Origin of the sequence: Candidatus Aquiluna sp. UB-MaderosW2red (genome assembly GCF_900100865.1) — a bacterium.
GTDB lineage: Bacteria > Actinomycetota > Actinomycetes > Actinomycetales > Microbacteriaceae > Aquiluna.
Genome location: NZ_LT627734.1, coordinates 467,331 through 482,807, shown reverse-complemented (window position 1 = coordinate 482,807; position 15,477 = coordinate 467,331). Strand labels below are relative to the sequence as shown.

14 protein-coding genes are annotated in these 15,477 nt (G+C 51.9%); 7 read left to right on the top strand and 7 right to left on the bottom strand.

Translation table 11 applies throughout. From position 1 onward, the window contains the following. The first annotated feature begins 4 nt into the window (after window positions 1–4). The 3 genes from BLP47_RS02450 to BLP47_RS02440 are packed head-to-tail and all read left to right on the top strand — an operon-like array spanning window position 5 to window position 2,957. Window positions 5–1,435: an aldehyde dehydrogenase family protein gene (locus BLP47_RS02450; RefSeq protein WP_091850036.1), complete on the top strand. Its 1,431-nt coding sequence runs from the start codon at window positions 5–7 to the stop codon at window positions 1,433–1,435. After that, the gene (locus tag BLP47_RS02445) at window positions 1,435–2,286 is read left to right on the top strand and encodes an aldehyde dehydrogenase family protein (RefSeq protein ID WP_091850034.1); all 852 of its coding nucleotides are present in this window, start codon (window positions 1,435–1,437) and stop codon (window positions 2,284–2,286) included. Before BLP47_RS02450 ends, BLP47_RS02445 begins: the two co-directional genes overlap by 1 nt. Beyond that, a complete protein-coding gene (locus tag BLP47_RS02440) occupies window positions 2,265–2,957 on the top strand; it encodes a hypothetical protein (RefSeq protein ID WP_091850032.1) in 693 nt (230 codons plus the stop codon). The genes BLP47_RS02445 and BLP47_RS02440 overlap by 22 nt, the downstream gene beginning before the upstream one ends. Here BLP47_RS02440 and BLP47_RS02435 read toward each other — a convergent pair. Together BLP47_RS02435 and BLP47_RS02430 are read right to left on the bottom strand one after the other, a co-directional pair. Continuing rightward, window positions 2,954–3,814 (bottom strand): carbohydrate kinase family protein, encoded by an 861-nt coding sequence (locus BLP47_RS02435; protein ID WP_091850030.1) that lies wholly within the window; start codon window positions 3,812–3,814, stop codon window positions 2,954–2,956. The two genes, BLP47_RS02440 and BLP47_RS02435, sit on opposite strands and share 4 nt — an antisense overlap. Next, entirely contained in the window at window positions 3,814–4,734 is a 921-nt protein-coding gene (locus tag BLP47_RS02430) for a pseudouridine-5'-phosphate glycosidase (RefSeq protein WP_091850028.1), read from the bottom strand. The genes BLP47_RS02435 and BLP47_RS02430 overlap by 1 nt, the downstream gene beginning before the upstream one ends. A gap of 269 nt (window positions 4,735–5,003) precedes the next feature. Here BLP47_RS02430 and BLP47_RS02425 point away from each other — a divergent pair, with 269 nt between their 5' ends. Together BLP47_RS02425 and BLP47_RS02420 are read left to right on the top strand one after the other, a co-directional pair. Beyond that, on the top strand, window positions 5,004–5,423 hold the full coding sequence (locus BLP47_RS02425; protein ID WP_157671413.1) for a hypothetical protein: 420 nt from the start codon (window positions 5,004–5,006) through the stop codon (window positions 5,421–5,423). Between the two features lie 167 nt (window positions 5,424–5,590). Next, complete coding sequence (locus BLP47_RS02420) at window positions 5,591–6,364, top strand: bacteriorhodopsin-like (protein WP_091852831.1); 774 nt, start codon at window positions 5,591–5,593, stop codon at window positions 6,362–6,364. A gap of 214 nt (window positions 6,365–6,578) precedes the next feature. On the opposite strand, the gene BLP47_RS02415 is transcribed toward BLP47_RS02420, so the two are convergent. Further along, window positions 6,579–8,993 (bottom strand): cation-translocating P-type ATPase, encoded by a 2,415-nt coding sequence (locus BLP47_RS02415; RefSeq protein ID WP_091850024.1) that lies wholly within the window; start codon window positions 8,991–8,993, stop codon window positions 6,579–6,581. Window positions 8,994–9,045: 52 nt separating this feature from the next. Here BLP47_RS02415 and BLP47_RS02410 point away from each other — a divergent pair, with 52 nt between their 5' ends. Further along, a complete protein-coding gene (locus BLP47_RS02410) occupies window positions 9,046–9,783 on the top strand; it encodes a nitroreductase (protein ID WP_091850022.1) in 738 nt (245 codons plus the stop codon). Window positions 9,784–9,785: 2 nt separating this feature from the next. Then, window positions 9,786–10,970: a cytochrome P450 gene (locus tag BLP47_RS02405; protein WP_091850020.1), complete on the top strand. Its 1,185-nt coding sequence runs from the start codon at window positions 9,786–9,788 to the stop codon at window positions 10,968–10,970. A 51-nt stretch (window positions 10,971–11,021) separates the two neighbouring features. Here BLP47_RS02405 and BLP47_RS02400 read toward each other — a convergent pair whose 3' ends face one another. The 4 genes from BLP47_RS02400 to BLP47_RS02385 form a co-directional block, all read right to left on the bottom strand. Continuing rightward, the gene (locus BLP47_RS02400; RefSeq protein ID WP_091850018.1) at window positions 11,022–11,927 is read right to left on the bottom strand and encodes a carbohydrate ABC transporter permease; all 906 of its coding nucleotides are present in this window, start codon (window positions 11,925–11,927) and stop codon (window positions 11,022–11,024) included. Continuing rightward, on the bottom strand, window positions 11,927–12,841 hold the full coding sequence (locus tag BLP47_RS02395) for a carbohydrate ABC transporter permease (protein WP_249883382.1): 915 nt from the start codon (window positions 12,839–12,841) through the stop codon (window positions 11,927–11,929). Before BLP47_RS02395 ends, BLP47_RS02400 begins: the two co-directional genes overlap by 1 nt. 30 nt (window positions 12,842–12,871) lie before the next feature. Further along, window positions 12,872–14,170: an ABC transporter substrate-binding protein gene (locus tag BLP47_RS02390; protein WP_091850014.1), complete on the bottom strand. Its 1,299-nt coding sequence runs from the start codon at window positions 14,168–14,170 to the stop codon at window positions 12,872–12,874. Between the two features lie 179 nt (window positions 14,171–14,349). Continuing rightward, entirely contained in the window at window positions 14,350–15,378 is a 1,029-nt protein-coding gene (locus BLP47_RS02385) for an Atu2307/SP_0267 family LLM class monooxygenase (protein WP_091850012.1), read from the bottom strand. Window positions 15,379–15,477: the final 99 nt, after the last annotated feature.

Here is a 15,477-nt window from a genome sequence, read left to right as displayed (position 1 = left end):
AGAAATGTTTGAGTATGCACCAGCACCTGAATCCAGGGCGATAGTTTCTTTTAAACCAAGCTACGGGTTATTCATCGATGGCAAGTTCACCAAGCCGCACGACACCTATCAGACCATCTCCCCCGCTACCGAAGAAGTACTGGCAGAGATCACAACCGCTTCGGTGAAGGATGTTGACCTAGCCGTGAAGGCGGCAAGAAACGCCTTTGAAAAAACCTGGTCAAAACTTTCAGGCGCTGAGCGCGGCAAATACCTCTACCGAATCGCCAGAATTATTCAGGAGCGAGCCCGCGAACTAGCGGTGGCCGAGAGCCTGAATAACGGCAAGCCAATCAAAGAATCCAGGGATTCCGACATCCCGATGGTCTCAGCCTGGTTCTTTTACTATGCCGGCTGGGCCGACAAACTCGATCACGCAGGCCTTGGCGCAAACCCACAACCCCTAGGTGTTGCAGCCCAGGTCATCCCTTGGAACTTCCCCCTAATGATGCTGGCTTGGAAGATTGCCCCGGCTCTTGCAGCTGGCAACACTGTTGTTCTAAAGCCTGCCGAGACCACACCGCTTACGGCGTTGCTGTTCGCTGAGATTTGCCAGCAAGCAGGCTTGCCAGACGGTGTTGTGAACATCATCACCGGTTTCGGAGAAACCGGTGCGGCGCTTGTAGGTCACCCGGATGTCAATAAGGTCGCCTTCACCGGCTCCACCGAGGTTGGCCGCAGGATTGCCAAGCAGATTGCCGGCACCGATAAGAAGGTGACCTTGGAACTTGGCGGCAAGGCCGCCAACATCGTGTTTGAGGATGCGGCCTTGGACCAAGCGGTCGAAGGCATTATCAATGGAATCTTTTTCAATCAGGGTCACGTTTGCTGCGCGGGCTCGAGACTGTTGGTCCAAGAATCCATCCACGACGAACTAATCAAAAAGCTGAAGCGCCGAATGGAGACCATTCGGATGGGCGACCCGCTTGACAAGAACACTGATATCGGTGCCATCAACTCAAAAGAGCAGCTTGACCGCATTACCGCAATGGTCCAACAGGGTGTGAAAGAGGGCGGCGAAGCTTGGGCCCCAAATTGCCCAATCCCTAAAAACGGCTTTTGGTATGCCCCGACAATCATTACCGGTGTGGCTGCCACCAGCACGGTTGCCCGTGAAGAGATCTTCGGCCCGGTGCTATCAGTCATCACCTTTAGAACTCCGGCCGAGGCGGTTGCCAAAGCCAACAACACCCCATACGGCCTATCAGCCGGCATCTGGAGCGAAAAGGGCTCGTTGATTTTGAAGGTAGCCGACCAGCTCAATGCCGGAGTCATCTGGGCTAACACCTTTAATCAATTCGACCCGGCCAGCCCTTTTGGAGGCTTTAAAGAGTCCGGGTACGGCAGAGAAGGTGGCCGTCACGGCCTCATGGCTTATTTGAAGGAAGGCAACTAATGCGTCTAGATGTCAAAAAGACCTACAAGCTTTTTATTGGTGGCAAGTTTCCCAGAAGCGAGTCGGGTCGGGTCTACGAGCTTAAAAGCCATAAGGGCGAATTCTTAGCCAATGTCGCTAAAGCCTCTCGCAAGGACGCCCGCGATGCGGTTGTTGCGGCCCGCGCAGCCCAGCCCGGTTGGGCTGGTGCTACCGCATATAACCGCGGCCAGATTCTTTACCGAATCGCCGAGCTGCTCGAGGGTCGTCGTGAACAATTCGTTAGTGAGATTAAAGAACAGACCGGTGTTAGTGAAAAAGTGGCCAACCTAGAGGTTGACCATGCGATTGACTCCTGGGTTTGGCACGCTGGCTGGTCCGACAAAATTGACTCGGTTGCCGGTTCCATGAACCCGGTTTCAGGTCCATTCTTTAATATCTCCACCAACCAGCCAACCGGTGTTGTGGCAGCCTTTGCTCCCCAACAAAGCGCCCTGGTTGGCCTGGTGAACACGATCGCTCCGGCGATTGTTTCGGGGAACGCGATCGTGGTTGTGACCTCGGAAGCTTTACCACTTTGTGCAATCACTCTCACCGAGGTTTTGGCCACCAGTGACCTGCCGGGAGGTGTGGTGAACGTGCTAACCGGCAATGAAGCAGAGATTTCTCCCTGGCTGGCTTCGCACCAAGATGTGAATGCGATTGACCTCGAGGGTACGGCCGACTTTGTCAACCTTGAGATTCAGGCGGCTGAAACCCTCAAGCGCGTGATTCGTCGCGGCAGCTACCAGAGGCTCCTTGCAAAAGGAAACCTGCAACACATTTTGGCCTTCATGGAAGTCAAAACCGTATGGCATCCCAAGGGGCACTAGCGAATCAAGCGGCACTGAAAAAGCCCTTTAACTGGAAGTTGGTTTCAGGGATATTCATCGCCGCCGCCGGCTTTTTGGGACTGATGGCAATTGTCATTTGGACCATCAACACTCAGGGCCAAAGTGTTCCACAGGGTTTTCCCAAAGCCAGCCTGTTTGCCGGGGTCTTATATTTACTGTTGGCACTTTTAGCCTTCGCTCGACTGCTGGGATATAAAAAAGCCCCCTCACCCATCGGTGTCGTTATCGCAGCGTTTGCTTTATTGCTCTTAGTGGAGCAAATTTGGGGGCCCGAAGCCGATTCTCTGGAAAATCCACTGACCTGGCACACCGCCTTGGGATTTGACCACTCCGCTTTTCCCCCAGTCTTAACCATCCTCGCCTTGTTGGCACTGGCTTTGTCGTATAGCTTTACTCATCCGGACGGCAGAGAACGCAACGTTTGGGTGCTGTTTTTGAGCTACGTAGCACTTTTAGTGCCATTTGCCGCCACCTACGGCTACCTCTTATCGACGCCCATCGATTATGAGTTTGGCAACCAATCGGGGGTGACGATATGGTCAGCAATCGCCCTAACCTCATTGGCAATTGCCCAAATCATGATCGCCTCAAATCACTCACTTAAAAGGTTTAAAAAGATTGCCCTGGCAAATCCATTCCGAATCTCTTAGGGCCTGCCGCCAGATTTAGTAGTGGCTAAAGCCGCAAACCTCGAGGCGGCTAATTGGGCTTGTGCAAGGGTCTTGCCACCTAGCAGCTCTGCCAAGAGCTTGGCGGCAAAGGCATCCCCGGCTCCGGTGGGGTCGATGGCGAGGACTTGTGTGGGTTCAATAACAAACCGCTTGCCCTTCTCAAAGCCGATCGAGCCTTGGGGTCCAAGAGTCAGAACCACCTGGTCGAAGTTTCTAGAAAGCGAATCACCAATTAGTTCGGGCGCTAGCTCGCCAGCTAGGACCTTGCCTTCTTGAAGCGAAGGCACCAATAAACTCACGCCCGCAAGCGAATTGAGGAACCTTGAGGCTCCATGGTCTTGAATAAACCCGGCACTGCCGGGATCGCACATCACAATACCTTTTTTTCTAGCGTCCTTGATAAGTGACAAAAGGGCTTCGGGTTCTGAATCAAAAACGCTGTAACCGGAGACGTAGAGGGCGTCCGATAACAGGGCTTTGTCAATTGCGCCAACGTCTAGGTTTTGATTTGCTCCGCGATCGGTCAAAAAACTTCTGGTGTCACCCTGCACCAGGACAATTATCTTGCCGGTTTCTAAAAGGTCATCAGCCTGCAGGTGCGGAGTCACCCCCACATTTCTGAGTGCGACTGAGTGTCGCTCGATGTCTGCCCTGCCGACTCGGCCGACAAAATCCACTTCAGCCCCAAGACTCGCGAGCCAGGCGGCGAAATTGGCTCCCGAACCACCTGGGCTTGAAAAGATCTGGCTTTGGGTATCGGTATCGACCCTGATTGCGCCATCCGGGGTCACCAGAATGTCGTCAATCACATCCCCGATAACCAAAACCCTAGGCATTAGTCCTGACCGAGGTTCGCCCAAGCCAGCGCTATATCTGCTGCGACCAAGACGTTATTGCGAGCCAGGTTTAGATTCACATCAAGCGAAACTCCATCGGAGGCTTCAACAATAAATTGCAGTAAAAACGGAGTTACCTCCTTGCCGGTGACCTTGGCTTTTTCGGCTGCCGCAAAGGCCAGCTTCAACACACGGTCGTGTTCGGATTTTTCCCAGGCCTCAGCCTCGGGCACCGGGTTCGCAATGACGATTCCACCACCCTCGCCAATCAAATCCTGCGCGAGCATCATTTGGGCAACCTCCAGGGCTGAATCAACCCGGTATTCCAAGCTGAATTCTGATTCCCTCAGCCAAAAACTCGGGAAGTTGTTGGTTTTATACCCCACCACCGGGATGCTTAGAGTTTCGAGACGCTCCAAGGTGGCCGCAATATCCAAGACGCTTTTCACACCCGCACTCACCACTGTGATTGGGGTATTTCCTAAAACCGATAGGTCTGCAGATTCGTCAAAAGACTCCGCGGCACCGCGGTGAACCCCGCCTAGGCCTCCGGTGGCAAAAACCCTGATGCCGGCTAGGGCTGCCAGGTGAGCGGTGGCTGCCACGGTGGTGGCACCCGAGAGCCCCTTAGCAGCCAGAATCGGCAGGTCTCTGACCGAGGCCTTTGCAATGTCTTGATTTGAAATTAGCTCGATGCCGGCTTCATCTAACCCGATGTTTGCCACGCCATTAATCATGGCAATCGTGGCGGGGATTACGCCTTTATCGCGCAAGATCTTCTCGAAGCCTTTAGCGGCTTCGTAGTTTCTTGGCCGGGGTAGGCCATGGGAGATGATTGTTGACTCTAGGGCAACAACAGCTCGGCCTTCGTTGATGGCTTTTTGGACTTCGGGCTGAATTTTCAAAAGGTTTTTTTGCACCCACTAAGGGTAGCCAATGATTTGGTAGTTAATCATTAGTCACTGTCGTTGATCAATTTAAATAAATTCGATTGACACCCGACACCAAAGATTTGAATTTGCAGTGTGAAATGCACCAACGCGGGGCGGGTTAGGTGAACTTATAAAAACCACAATAAAATGTTGCTGTCACAAGCAATTTCAGATGAGCCCTGATTTAGGCGCAGATGTTCCATGCTGATCGAAGAAGATTTGAGGAAAAGTTGAAAAAGCCCTGGTTGGTTTCCCAAATGGGACAGCGTTTAACCGTTTGGCTGGGCGGGCTCTTGGCATTGCTGTTGCTTTTGAGTTTGATTCCTTTTGTGACTGCGGTTACTCTCCCCCGAACAGACCTGCCGCAGCTAGACACTGGCAACGTTACTTACTGCGAAATTAACACTTGTGATTTACAGAACTCGCTTGGGTTGAAAATCCGTGACATCAGTGTCAGTGAGAATGAGTTCGAAGCTACCATCTCGATTGAACTTGTTAACGAAAAGCGCTGGGATGGCGAGCGAGAGGCTTGGATGCAATTTCGCACGAAAACAGGAGTTCTGATCGAAATGGCGAAGGGTGAAATGATCCTCAACGACAAGACCGCCACGCTCGAATTGAGCTTCACCGGGAGTATTGCCGAGCTAAACGACCTCCAATGGTTCCTGGGCCTCTGAGTTCGTTACCAAAACGTTATCACTGTCAGGAACTTGCCAGACTACCTTTTCGTTCTACACTTAGATGAGTAATGCAGATGGCTCGAAACAAAGAGTGGGGATTAAATCCTCTTCGAGTTTTCTTAGTTCTATCAGCTCTTAACAAGTCTCAACGAAAGGGTTCACTCATGGATTTATCCGCTGGCGGCTACTTAGTCGTTTACAACGTGCTCTCGCTTGGAATCGCGAGCATGCTTTTCACCACAATCTTCTTGTTCTTCGCGAAAGACCGCGTACTTCCTAAGTACCGGATGGCAATCATGGTTTCCGCTACCGTTACCGGTATCGCGGCTTACCACTACTTCCGTATGTTCGACAACTTCATTGAAGTGTTCGGTCCAGAAGCAGTTGACGGCGCAACCTACAACGTGGGCTACCGTTACGTCGACTGGTTCCTAACTGTTCCACTGCTACTGGTTGAGACCATTGCGGTTCTAGCACTAGCTGCTGCAGTTCAGCGCTCATTGCTAGTTCGCTTGATCCCAGCAGCGGCGCTGATGATTGGTCTTGGTTACCCAGGAGACGCTCGTCTAGACCTTCTTTACGAAGGTGACGCATCACTCTGGGGTCTATTCTCGACCATCCCATTCCTTTACATCCTCTACGTACTATTCGTAGAGCTTGGCAAGTCACTAGAGCGTCAGTCAGCTCCAGTACAGCGCAGGATCAAGGAACTACGTTTGTTGTTGTTGGCAACCTGGGGTGTCTACCCAATCGCCTTCATCTTCAACATGGGCGCAGTTGCGTCAGAGGGTGGCTTCATAGCTCGTGAGGTTGGCTATTCAATAGCCGACATCCTGGCTAAGTGCCTCTTCGGTCTAATGATCTTCTCCATCGCTCGCATGAAGAGCGCTGAGGATGACGCCGAGTTCGCAAAGGTAGAAAACCGCGAACACGCTTAAACCAAACTAAAAAGAAGGGCTGGTGTGAAAACACCAGCCCTTCTTTTTTACCCCGAATCTACCGAGTAGCATGTTAGAGAGGCAAAGGAGAAGAAAATGAAAAAGATTGATTGGGACCTAGTCCAAATCTGGGTGCTCACCCTAACCATTCCGGTGATGATAATCATCGGTGCGCTGTTGCCCACGGTATTCGCTAACTACCGCTAAGGATCAACTAATCCATCCGCTTTGCTCTGGTTAGCACCTTATAAACCTCAAACCATAAGATGCTCGCCACCGCCAGCACAAACCCGAGCGCCCAGTCCCACACCGTCGTGGGGCCAAGGTTGAAGGCTTGAGCAGCCACCTCGATTTGAGTAAGCAAGAACAGTCCCAAAAGAGTCAAACCAAGAATCCACTTCACGCTCGGGTTTTTCCGAGTCAACATGGTTTTCACAAGGCTCAAATTCCAAGAGCGGTTCGTCAGAATCAGCGCCAGATTCGACAGCACCATCAGAATCAAAGTGGCGCTTCTAACCTCGTCCGCTGGCCGGCCTAAAGAGACCAGCCAAAAATACTGAGCCAGCACGGCCAGCAAAACCACTACCCCCTGAATCAAAGAGATGCCCAGCGTCTCAAAGTTGAAGAGCGACTCCCCAACTGGTCTGGGTTTTCTTTGCATAATCTCGGGCTCTGCAGGCTCAGCCTGAAACGCAATGGTGCAGGCCGGGTCAATGATGATTTCCAAAAATGCCACCATCGCCGGCAGCAGGATTATTGGCCAGTCCAAAGTAAGAATCGGGATCAAAGCCATGCCTAACAGCGGCACGTGCACCGCGATTATGTAGGCCACCGATTTACGGATTCCCGCATAGATCGCCCTACCTCTTTTGATGCCAGCAACTATCGACGTGAAGTCATCGTCGGTAATGATAAGAGTTGCAGCCTCACGTGCCACGTCAGTGCCCCTGAGCCCCATGGCGATTGAAATGTCTGCCGTCTTGAGTGCCGGGGCGTCATTCACACCGTCCCCGGTCATCGCAACAACCTCGCCGTTTGCTTGCAAAGCTTTGACTAGCCGCAACTTATGAGCCGGTGTCATTCGAGCACACACGCTAAGCGTCTTCACTCGAATAGCTAGCTCTTCATCACTTAGCGAATCAAGCTCAGCACCGGTTAGTTCACCAGTGTCCGCTAACCCCACCTCGGCAGCAATCTCACGAGCTGTGCCAATAAAGTCTCCGGTGATCATGATCACCCGAATGCCAGCTTCGTGGCACTGAGCTATCGCCCCTGGGACTCCAGGTCTAACCGTGTCCCGAAGGGCAACTAAACCTTGAAATTTTAGCTTGAAGTCCGACTGGTCTTTGGGCAGCTCTCCTTTTGGAATAACTAGACCCGCAACCCCGATTATCCTCTTGCCACCGGCACTTGCCAGCTGAACCTCTTGAAGCACGTTCTGAGCATCAACCCCGCAAAGTTCAGCCACCGTCTCCGGAGCGCCCTTCATGGCAACCAGGTAGTTATCACCCTGATCCCAAACCATGGTCATAGCCGGAGTGTCAGCAGTCATCGGATATTCTTTGACCAATGAGCGCCCCGTGGCCCCTTCGGCCAGGTCACTAAAAGCCCGGTCAACAGCGTCCACCGAGTCGATCGGGCTGGCAAGCCCTGCGAAGAGTTTTAGCTCGGTTGCCGATGGGTCCTGAATTAGCTCGTCCACCGACAGCTGATTCAGGGTGAGGGTTCCGGTTTTATCAACGCAAATCACGGTTGCCGAGCCCAGGGTTTCAATTACCGCAGATTTTCTTGTGAGCACCTTTTCCTGCGACATCCGCCAAGCTCCAATGGCAAAGAACAGGGTCAACACAACCGGTATCTCTTCGGGGATCATCGCCATCGCACTAGCGATCCCAGCCAGAACGGCATCCAGCCAGCTGGTGCGGGTGAAGCCAAGAATCAAAGTGATAGCAATGGCCAATAGGCCTGCAATCACCCCGACAATCTTCACAATCTTGTTCACGTCCTGCTGCAGCTGAGTTTGGTGATCAGGGGCTTGGGAGATCGAAGCTCCTATTTTGCCCAGCTCGGTTTCTTGCCCAATCGCGATTACTCGACCGATTGCCCGCCCGGTGTTCACCAAAGCTCCGCCGAATGCCGACTCGGAAACAGTCTTGGCCACTGGCAAAGACTCTCCGGTGAGCATTGACTCATCAAGTAGCAAATTTGTGGTTTCAAGCAACTCGACATCGGCTGGGATTCGATCACCCTCGTGGATGCGGCAAATATCCCCCACCACCAACTCCCTGGCAGGCAAGGTTTCCCATTCCCCATCCCGTAGCACATTTGCCTTCGGGGCGGCTAATTGACTAAGGGCTCCGAGGGCTTTTTCAGCTCTGCCTTCTTGGTAGATGGTGATTGCCATGACTCCGAAAACCATCACCAATAGCACCGCCGCATCAAGCGGCTCAGCCAGAATCATGCTCACAACTCCAGCAATGATCAAAAGCAAAAACATCGGCTGAGTCAGGATTCTAAGAATCCTGATAATTGGACTTCTAGCCTTTGCGCTTGAAAGTTCATTGAATCCCCCGCTGGCGCGAATTCGCACCACATCGGCCGCACTGAGGCCGGCAATAATCTCTTGCACGTAATCAAGCTACCACCCGATAAAACACCAACATCTGGCGTAGATTCTTTTCATGCCCAAAAGCCAGTTAGAAGCCCAAGCCTTTAGCGAGTTCGCTAGCTCGAGAAGAACCACGAGAGACTTTTTGCCCACCCCGGTTCCCCAAGAATTGCTGGACCAACTACTAACCGATGCCATGAGCGCACCATCATGGTCAAACACCCGCCCGTACCTTATTGGCATCGCTCAGGGGGAGAAACTGCAGCGCATTAGCACTGGCTTTCTAAGTCGCTGGGCAAAGGCCTCTGCGGGGCTCTCAGGGGGCTTATGGGCAAAAGCCAAACTCTTCATCACCCGCGATGGTCTGCCCACCAGTGATTACAAAATGACCCTGCGCTACCCGGCAGACATTCGGCCAAGAAGCCAAAAGGTTGGCTCTGAGCTCTACGGGATGTTGGGCATAGAAAGAAGCGACCGAAAGGGTCGCGATGAGCAATGGGGCAAGAACTACGAGTTTTTTGGAGCCCCCGTTTCGCTATTTATATTCACTCACTCTGGCATCGGGGTCCACTCGGTTTCTGATGCTGGGTTGTTTATGCAAAACCTCATGCTTTCGGCCCACGCCCATGGTCTTGGCAGCTGCGCCCAGGGCGCATCGGCAATTTGGGCCGATGTGGTGAGAAAGGAATTTGACGTTCCAAAAGACTATAAATTACTTTGTGGGATAGCTATTGGATACCCAACAGATGCAAAAGTAAACGGCTTTGAAGCCGAAAGATTAGACATTTCACAAATCAAGCTCAAGGGATAAACATGCTGGACCTAACAAACCAAGACTTTATTAACGACCCCTACCCGGCACTCAAAGAACTTCGCAAGGAGGGTAGACCGATCTGGCACGAACCCTCCGGGATGTTTCTGGCATCTAATTACCACCACGCCAATGCAGTGCTTCGCACCAGAACCCTGGGCCGCATCTTCACCCCAAAGGAGCCCCAGGAAGCCTGGGATGCCTTCAACTGGCTGCACGCCGACTCGATCTTGGATTCCGAACCACCAAAACACACCAGACTCCGCTCATTGGTCATGAAGGCCTTCAACCCCAAGAAGATTGACAGCCTGCAACCCGATGTCGAGAGAATCACCAGAGAGCTAATTATTCAAGCCAAGGCCAAGCAGGCCGAAACCGGCAGCTTCGATTTAATTGCCGATTTTGCCGAACCACTGCCGGTGAAGGTAATCGCCGCCATGCTCGGATTCCCCGATAAGGATGAGCACCTACTCAGGCCTTGGTCTCAAGCCATTGTAAGAATGTATGAGGTTGCCCCAAGCGAGGAACACAAGGCTCAAGCCCAGCTCGCTGCCGATGAATTTGCCCAATACGTAGAAAATCTCATGCACGAGCGCAAGCGCAACCCCGGGGCCGATTTGATTACAGAGCTCGCCATGGTTGAAGAAGATGGCGAGAAGCTAAACACCCACGAACTAATTGCCACTTGCGTGCTGCTATTGAACGCCGGCCACGAGGCCAGCGTGAATGGCTTTGGCAATGGCTTTGTTGCAGCACTGAATGCACCAGCCGAAATGACTAAGCTCGAAGCTGACCCCTGGGGCATTGCATCAACTGCGGTTGATGAGTTCTTGCGCTTTGATGCACCACTTCACTTATTTGACCGAACCGCGACCCAGGACACCGAGATTGGCGGGGTGATGATCAAAGAGGGTCAGAAGATTGCTTCGCTACTGGGCTCAGCGAACCGCGATGAGAGCATCTTTGAAGACGCCGACCAGTTGAATCTTTCGAGGCACCCAAATCCCCATATCGGCTTTGGCGCCGGAATTCACTTCTGCATTGGCGCGCCGCTGGCGCGCATGGAGATGACCACATCGTTACCGATGCTCATCGAAGCATTCCCAAACCTAAAACTCGTGCAAGAGCCGGTTAGAAGAATGACATTTGTGCTCCGGGGTTATGACTCGGTTCTAATCTCAAACTAGCAAATGCCGACCCCAAAAGGGTTTTTTAGCAGCTAGAAAAAGGGTGAGTAACTAACCCTTGGTTGCACCAAGGGTAAGGCCTGAGACAAACTGCTTTCTCAAGACGAAGAACACAATCAGCGTCGGAAGAGCTGCGATCATCGCGCCGGCTGCCAATAGGTTGTAGTCGGTAACAAACTCACCCTGCAATCGACCCAAGGCCGAAGTGATGGGTCGCTTCTTGTCGGTTGACATCAGGACCAGCGCCCAGAAGAAGTCGTTGTAGATCCAGGTGGTCATTAGCACGCCAAGCGATGCTAGTGGCGGCCTAAGTAGAGGCAACATGACCCTGAAGAAGTGGGTGAATACCGAAGCGCCATCAATCTGTGCGGACTCGGAGATTTCTTTTGGAATGGTCTTCATATAAGAGCTCAATACGAAGGTGGCAAAACCCATCTGGAAGGCAACGTGAATCAGAATCACACCAAGTGGAGAATCATAAAGAATCCTGCGGTCACCAACCAGGTCACCGATTGCCAAATACATCTTGAAGACCGGGATAAACACTAGCTGCGCGGGCAACAGGTTGCCGGCCGTGAACAAAAGCAGCATCGCTACGTTGAATTTGAAGGAATACCTGGTGACGATAAACGCCATCACCGAACCCAAAAGCAAGATCAAAAATACCGATGGCAACGTAATCAAAGCGGTGTTGAAGAAATATGTCGGAAGCTCCATGCGGCTGATTGCCTCAACATAGTTATCTAGGTTGAGCACCTTTGGAAAAGAGAAAATGCCATTGGCGCGAATCTCGGCGTAGGGCCTCAGCGAGGAGTACATGGTCCACAAAATCGGGAACAACCAAACCAGCGCGAATATACCGATAAAACCGGAGATAAAGCGATCTTTAATCTTTTGAGTGTTGCGGCGTTTTTGGAAGACTGCTTTTTCGTCGATGGGTTCCAGGGTGGCGGTCATTACTTCACATCCTCCCTAAACTGCTGCCTCAAATAGGCGATGATCGGAACAATTGATAACAAGAACAAAATAACCGCGTAGGCGGCGCCCTTCATTGAAGCGCCTTCACCGGCGATGTTCTGGAACACCAGCACACCAAGAATCGGCAAACCACCCGAGCCACCATAAATGATATATATCAAGTCGAAGGCTCGCAAAGATTCAACAATCGTGATCACAATAACGATGATGTTCACCGGCTGCATCGCAGGGAATACCACCTTGCGGAAGGTCTGCCACTCGGTAGCGCCATCAATAGATGCCGCCTCGCGAAGCGCCATATCCACTGCCTTGAGACCAGCTAAATACAAAAGCATGATGTAACCGATGTGACGCCAAGACGCCATGATCAGAATTACCCAGATGTTGTAGCGATCATCACCAAAAAATGAAACCGACTCGCTAATCGGAAGCCCTAAGGCTCCATTCACAAAGCCGTCTGGGCGCAATAGGAAGTTCCAGATAACACCAATCACAGCTAGCGATAAAACTACTGGTAGGTAATAAGCGGTCTGGTAAAACTTGTGCCCACGTATCTCGCGGTCAATCTGGTAGGCCAGCAAGATACCCAGTGGGGTGGCAATAAGTGCAAACCAGAAGAGCCAAATTACGTTGACCCGAAGCGCGTCCCAAAAAATTGGAGTGTTGAAAAAGATGTTTTCGTAGTTGTCAAGCCCCGCCCAAGTAATGTCCTCAATTCGAATACCTGTCCAATAGGTAAAGGAGAGCAAAATGGTGGCGAATGCCGGGAACCAAACAAGAGCTACGTGTAAAAATGTCGGAATGCCTATGAAGAAGCCGAGGGTTACTTTGTCTCTGCCTGAAAAGTTACGACGACGGACAGATTTCTTAGGTCTGTCCGTCATCGTAGCCATAATTAATTCAGTTTCCCACTTACCGACCGCTTATAGCGGAGGAAGTGCGTCCCACTGGCTCTGCAGGGAATCGAGAATCGAGTCTGTAGAGGATGGGTCCTTGAACCAAGCCTGGAATGCTGGCCCAATAGCTGGGGTAGCAAAATCCGGACGGGTGTCGCGGTCTAGGAATTGGGTGATGTACTTGGCCTCATCCATAACAGCTAGCTGAGCCAACTGGAATGCGTCGTAGGTTGAGGTGTCCTGACCCTTATTCGCACTGGTCATTGGAACACCGGTGTCTAGCATTGCCTGAACACCTTCCATGTCACCTGCGAACTTGATGAAGTCCTTACCAACGGATGGGTTACCACCGTTTGATGCTACGCAGAAGCCATCAAGTGGGGCATCGATGGTGTCGCGAGCGTGGTCAGGGTTCATCTCTGGCCAAGGAATGATCATTAGGTCTTCGTAGTCAGCATCTGACTGCTCCTTGAAGTTGCCACCGAACCATGAGCCCATTAGGAAGAATCCGGCCTGCTTCTGCAGCAATAGCTGCATAGCGCCATCCCACTCGAGGTCTAGAACGTTGGTGTTCTGGTAAGGAAGCAGCATCTCCCAGTGACGGAAGACCTCCTTAACCCTGTCATCGGTCCACTTCTCGCGGCCAGCCAAAAGGTCAACGTGGAATTGGTAACCGTTTAGACGAGCGTTCAGAATGTCGAAAGTACCCATTGCTTCCCAGCCACCTTTGTCGGCAGCTGCAAGTGGCACTAAGCCCTGGCCCTTGAGCTCTTCTAGAGCTCCCATGAAGTCATCCCAGTTATAAAGGTCTTCTGGCTTCATGCCGATTTCGGACATCATGGACTTGCGGAAGTGCAGACCCCATGGGTACCAGCTCTGTGGCACGAAGTACTGCTTGCCATCTAGGCCTGTAGAGGCGATCTTGTAGCTGTCCGAGTACTGGCTTCCGATGTCATTCCAGACATCTGAAACATCCTCCAACAAACCCTGCTCTGCAAAGAACTGCATTCGGAATCCGGCCATCCACTGGAAGCAGTCGTCCGGAGTTCCCTGAAGGTACTGAGAAAGGTTGTTCTGGAAAGCGTTTGACTCGGTTGCGTTATAAGAAACCTCGTTACCCGACTTTGCAGTGTAAGCAGCTACTAGAGCTTCCAACTGCTTTGTTGGGGATTCGTCAACGGTGCGAGCACCGAATGACATTGGGCCTGATGCAGCCGGCGCACAGCCAGCCAACATTGTTGCTCCTGCGACACCTAAACCACCGGCTGCAGCACCTTTTAGCAGAAGACGACGGTCAACTTGGTGACCTGCAATCTTGTTCAACATTGAACCTCCTATGAAAAAACGAATGAATGTGACCAGACTAGTTGGGAGTTTAGCCCCAAGAACGCCAGTTTGATAACGAAATAATCACAAACGAACATTTCTGAACATTCACGAACATTTTGGCTTCAGCCAAATACAAAGGTGAATCTCCTGCAGGCCAGTAATTTACAGGATTTTAGCTATATTTTTAGCAAATTCTTCACCCTGGGAACCACCTGAGTTGCATACAGCTCAATGCACCGCATCAGCTTTGAGTGCGGCATTGGCCCGGTGGAATATTTCAAATCAAACCCGGTAGCCCCAAGGCTGGTAATCGCATAAGCAATCTTGTTGGCAACAGTCTCCGGGGAGCCAACATATAAAGACCCGCCGCGAACCTCAGCCAAAAAGTGCTCCTTGGTGATTGGTGGCCAACCGCGCTCTTCGCCCACTCGGCCAAAAGCCACTTCGTGATGCGGCCACTGGGTCTCGATGGCCGATTCATCGCTTTCTGCTACAAAACCAGGAGAGTGAATCGAGATCGGCAATTCTGCTTTCCCTAACTCGGCCAATTTTTGCCGATAAAGATTGGCAAATGGTGCGAATCTCGCTGGGTCGCCGCCAATGATGGCAAGCGCCATTGGAACACCCAATCGAGCAGCCCTGATCACCGACTCTGGTGACCCGCCAACCCCAACATGAAGCGGGATTGGGGTTTCGGTCTTCGGGTAGACCTCTTGGTTTCTGAAACTCGGGGTGTGATTCCCGGACCAAGTAACAGGCTGCTCTTTTAGTAACTCCAATAAAAGCTCGAGCTTCTCCTCAAATAAATCGGCATAGTCGCTTAGTTCAAAGCCAAACAGCGGAAACGACTCGATGAACGAGCCTCGGCCAGCTGTTATCTGCGCCCTGCCATTAGATATCGCCTGGATGGTCGCAAAGCGCTGATACACCCGCACCGGGTCCTCTGAAGATAAAACAGTGACGCCGGTGGAGAGCTTTATGTTCTTTGTCACACTCGCAATTGCTGCCAAGAGAGTGTCAGGGGCAGAAACCGAGTAGTCATCTCGGTGGTGCTCACCGATCACAAAGGTATCTAACCCCAATTCATCAGCAAGCTTGGCTTGCTCAACCACATTGCGAAGCACCTGCCCAAACGATTCCGGGTTGCCCTGATCATCCAGGGACATATCTCCAAAGGTGCCAAGGCCAAATTTTATGTTTTGCATAACTCAAGGCTAAGTGCTGCCGCCAGGCAAATGCGAGTTGGAGTTCTCTGATGAGCGAAATAAAAAATCCAAAATAGCAGGTTTCACACTACAACTGCG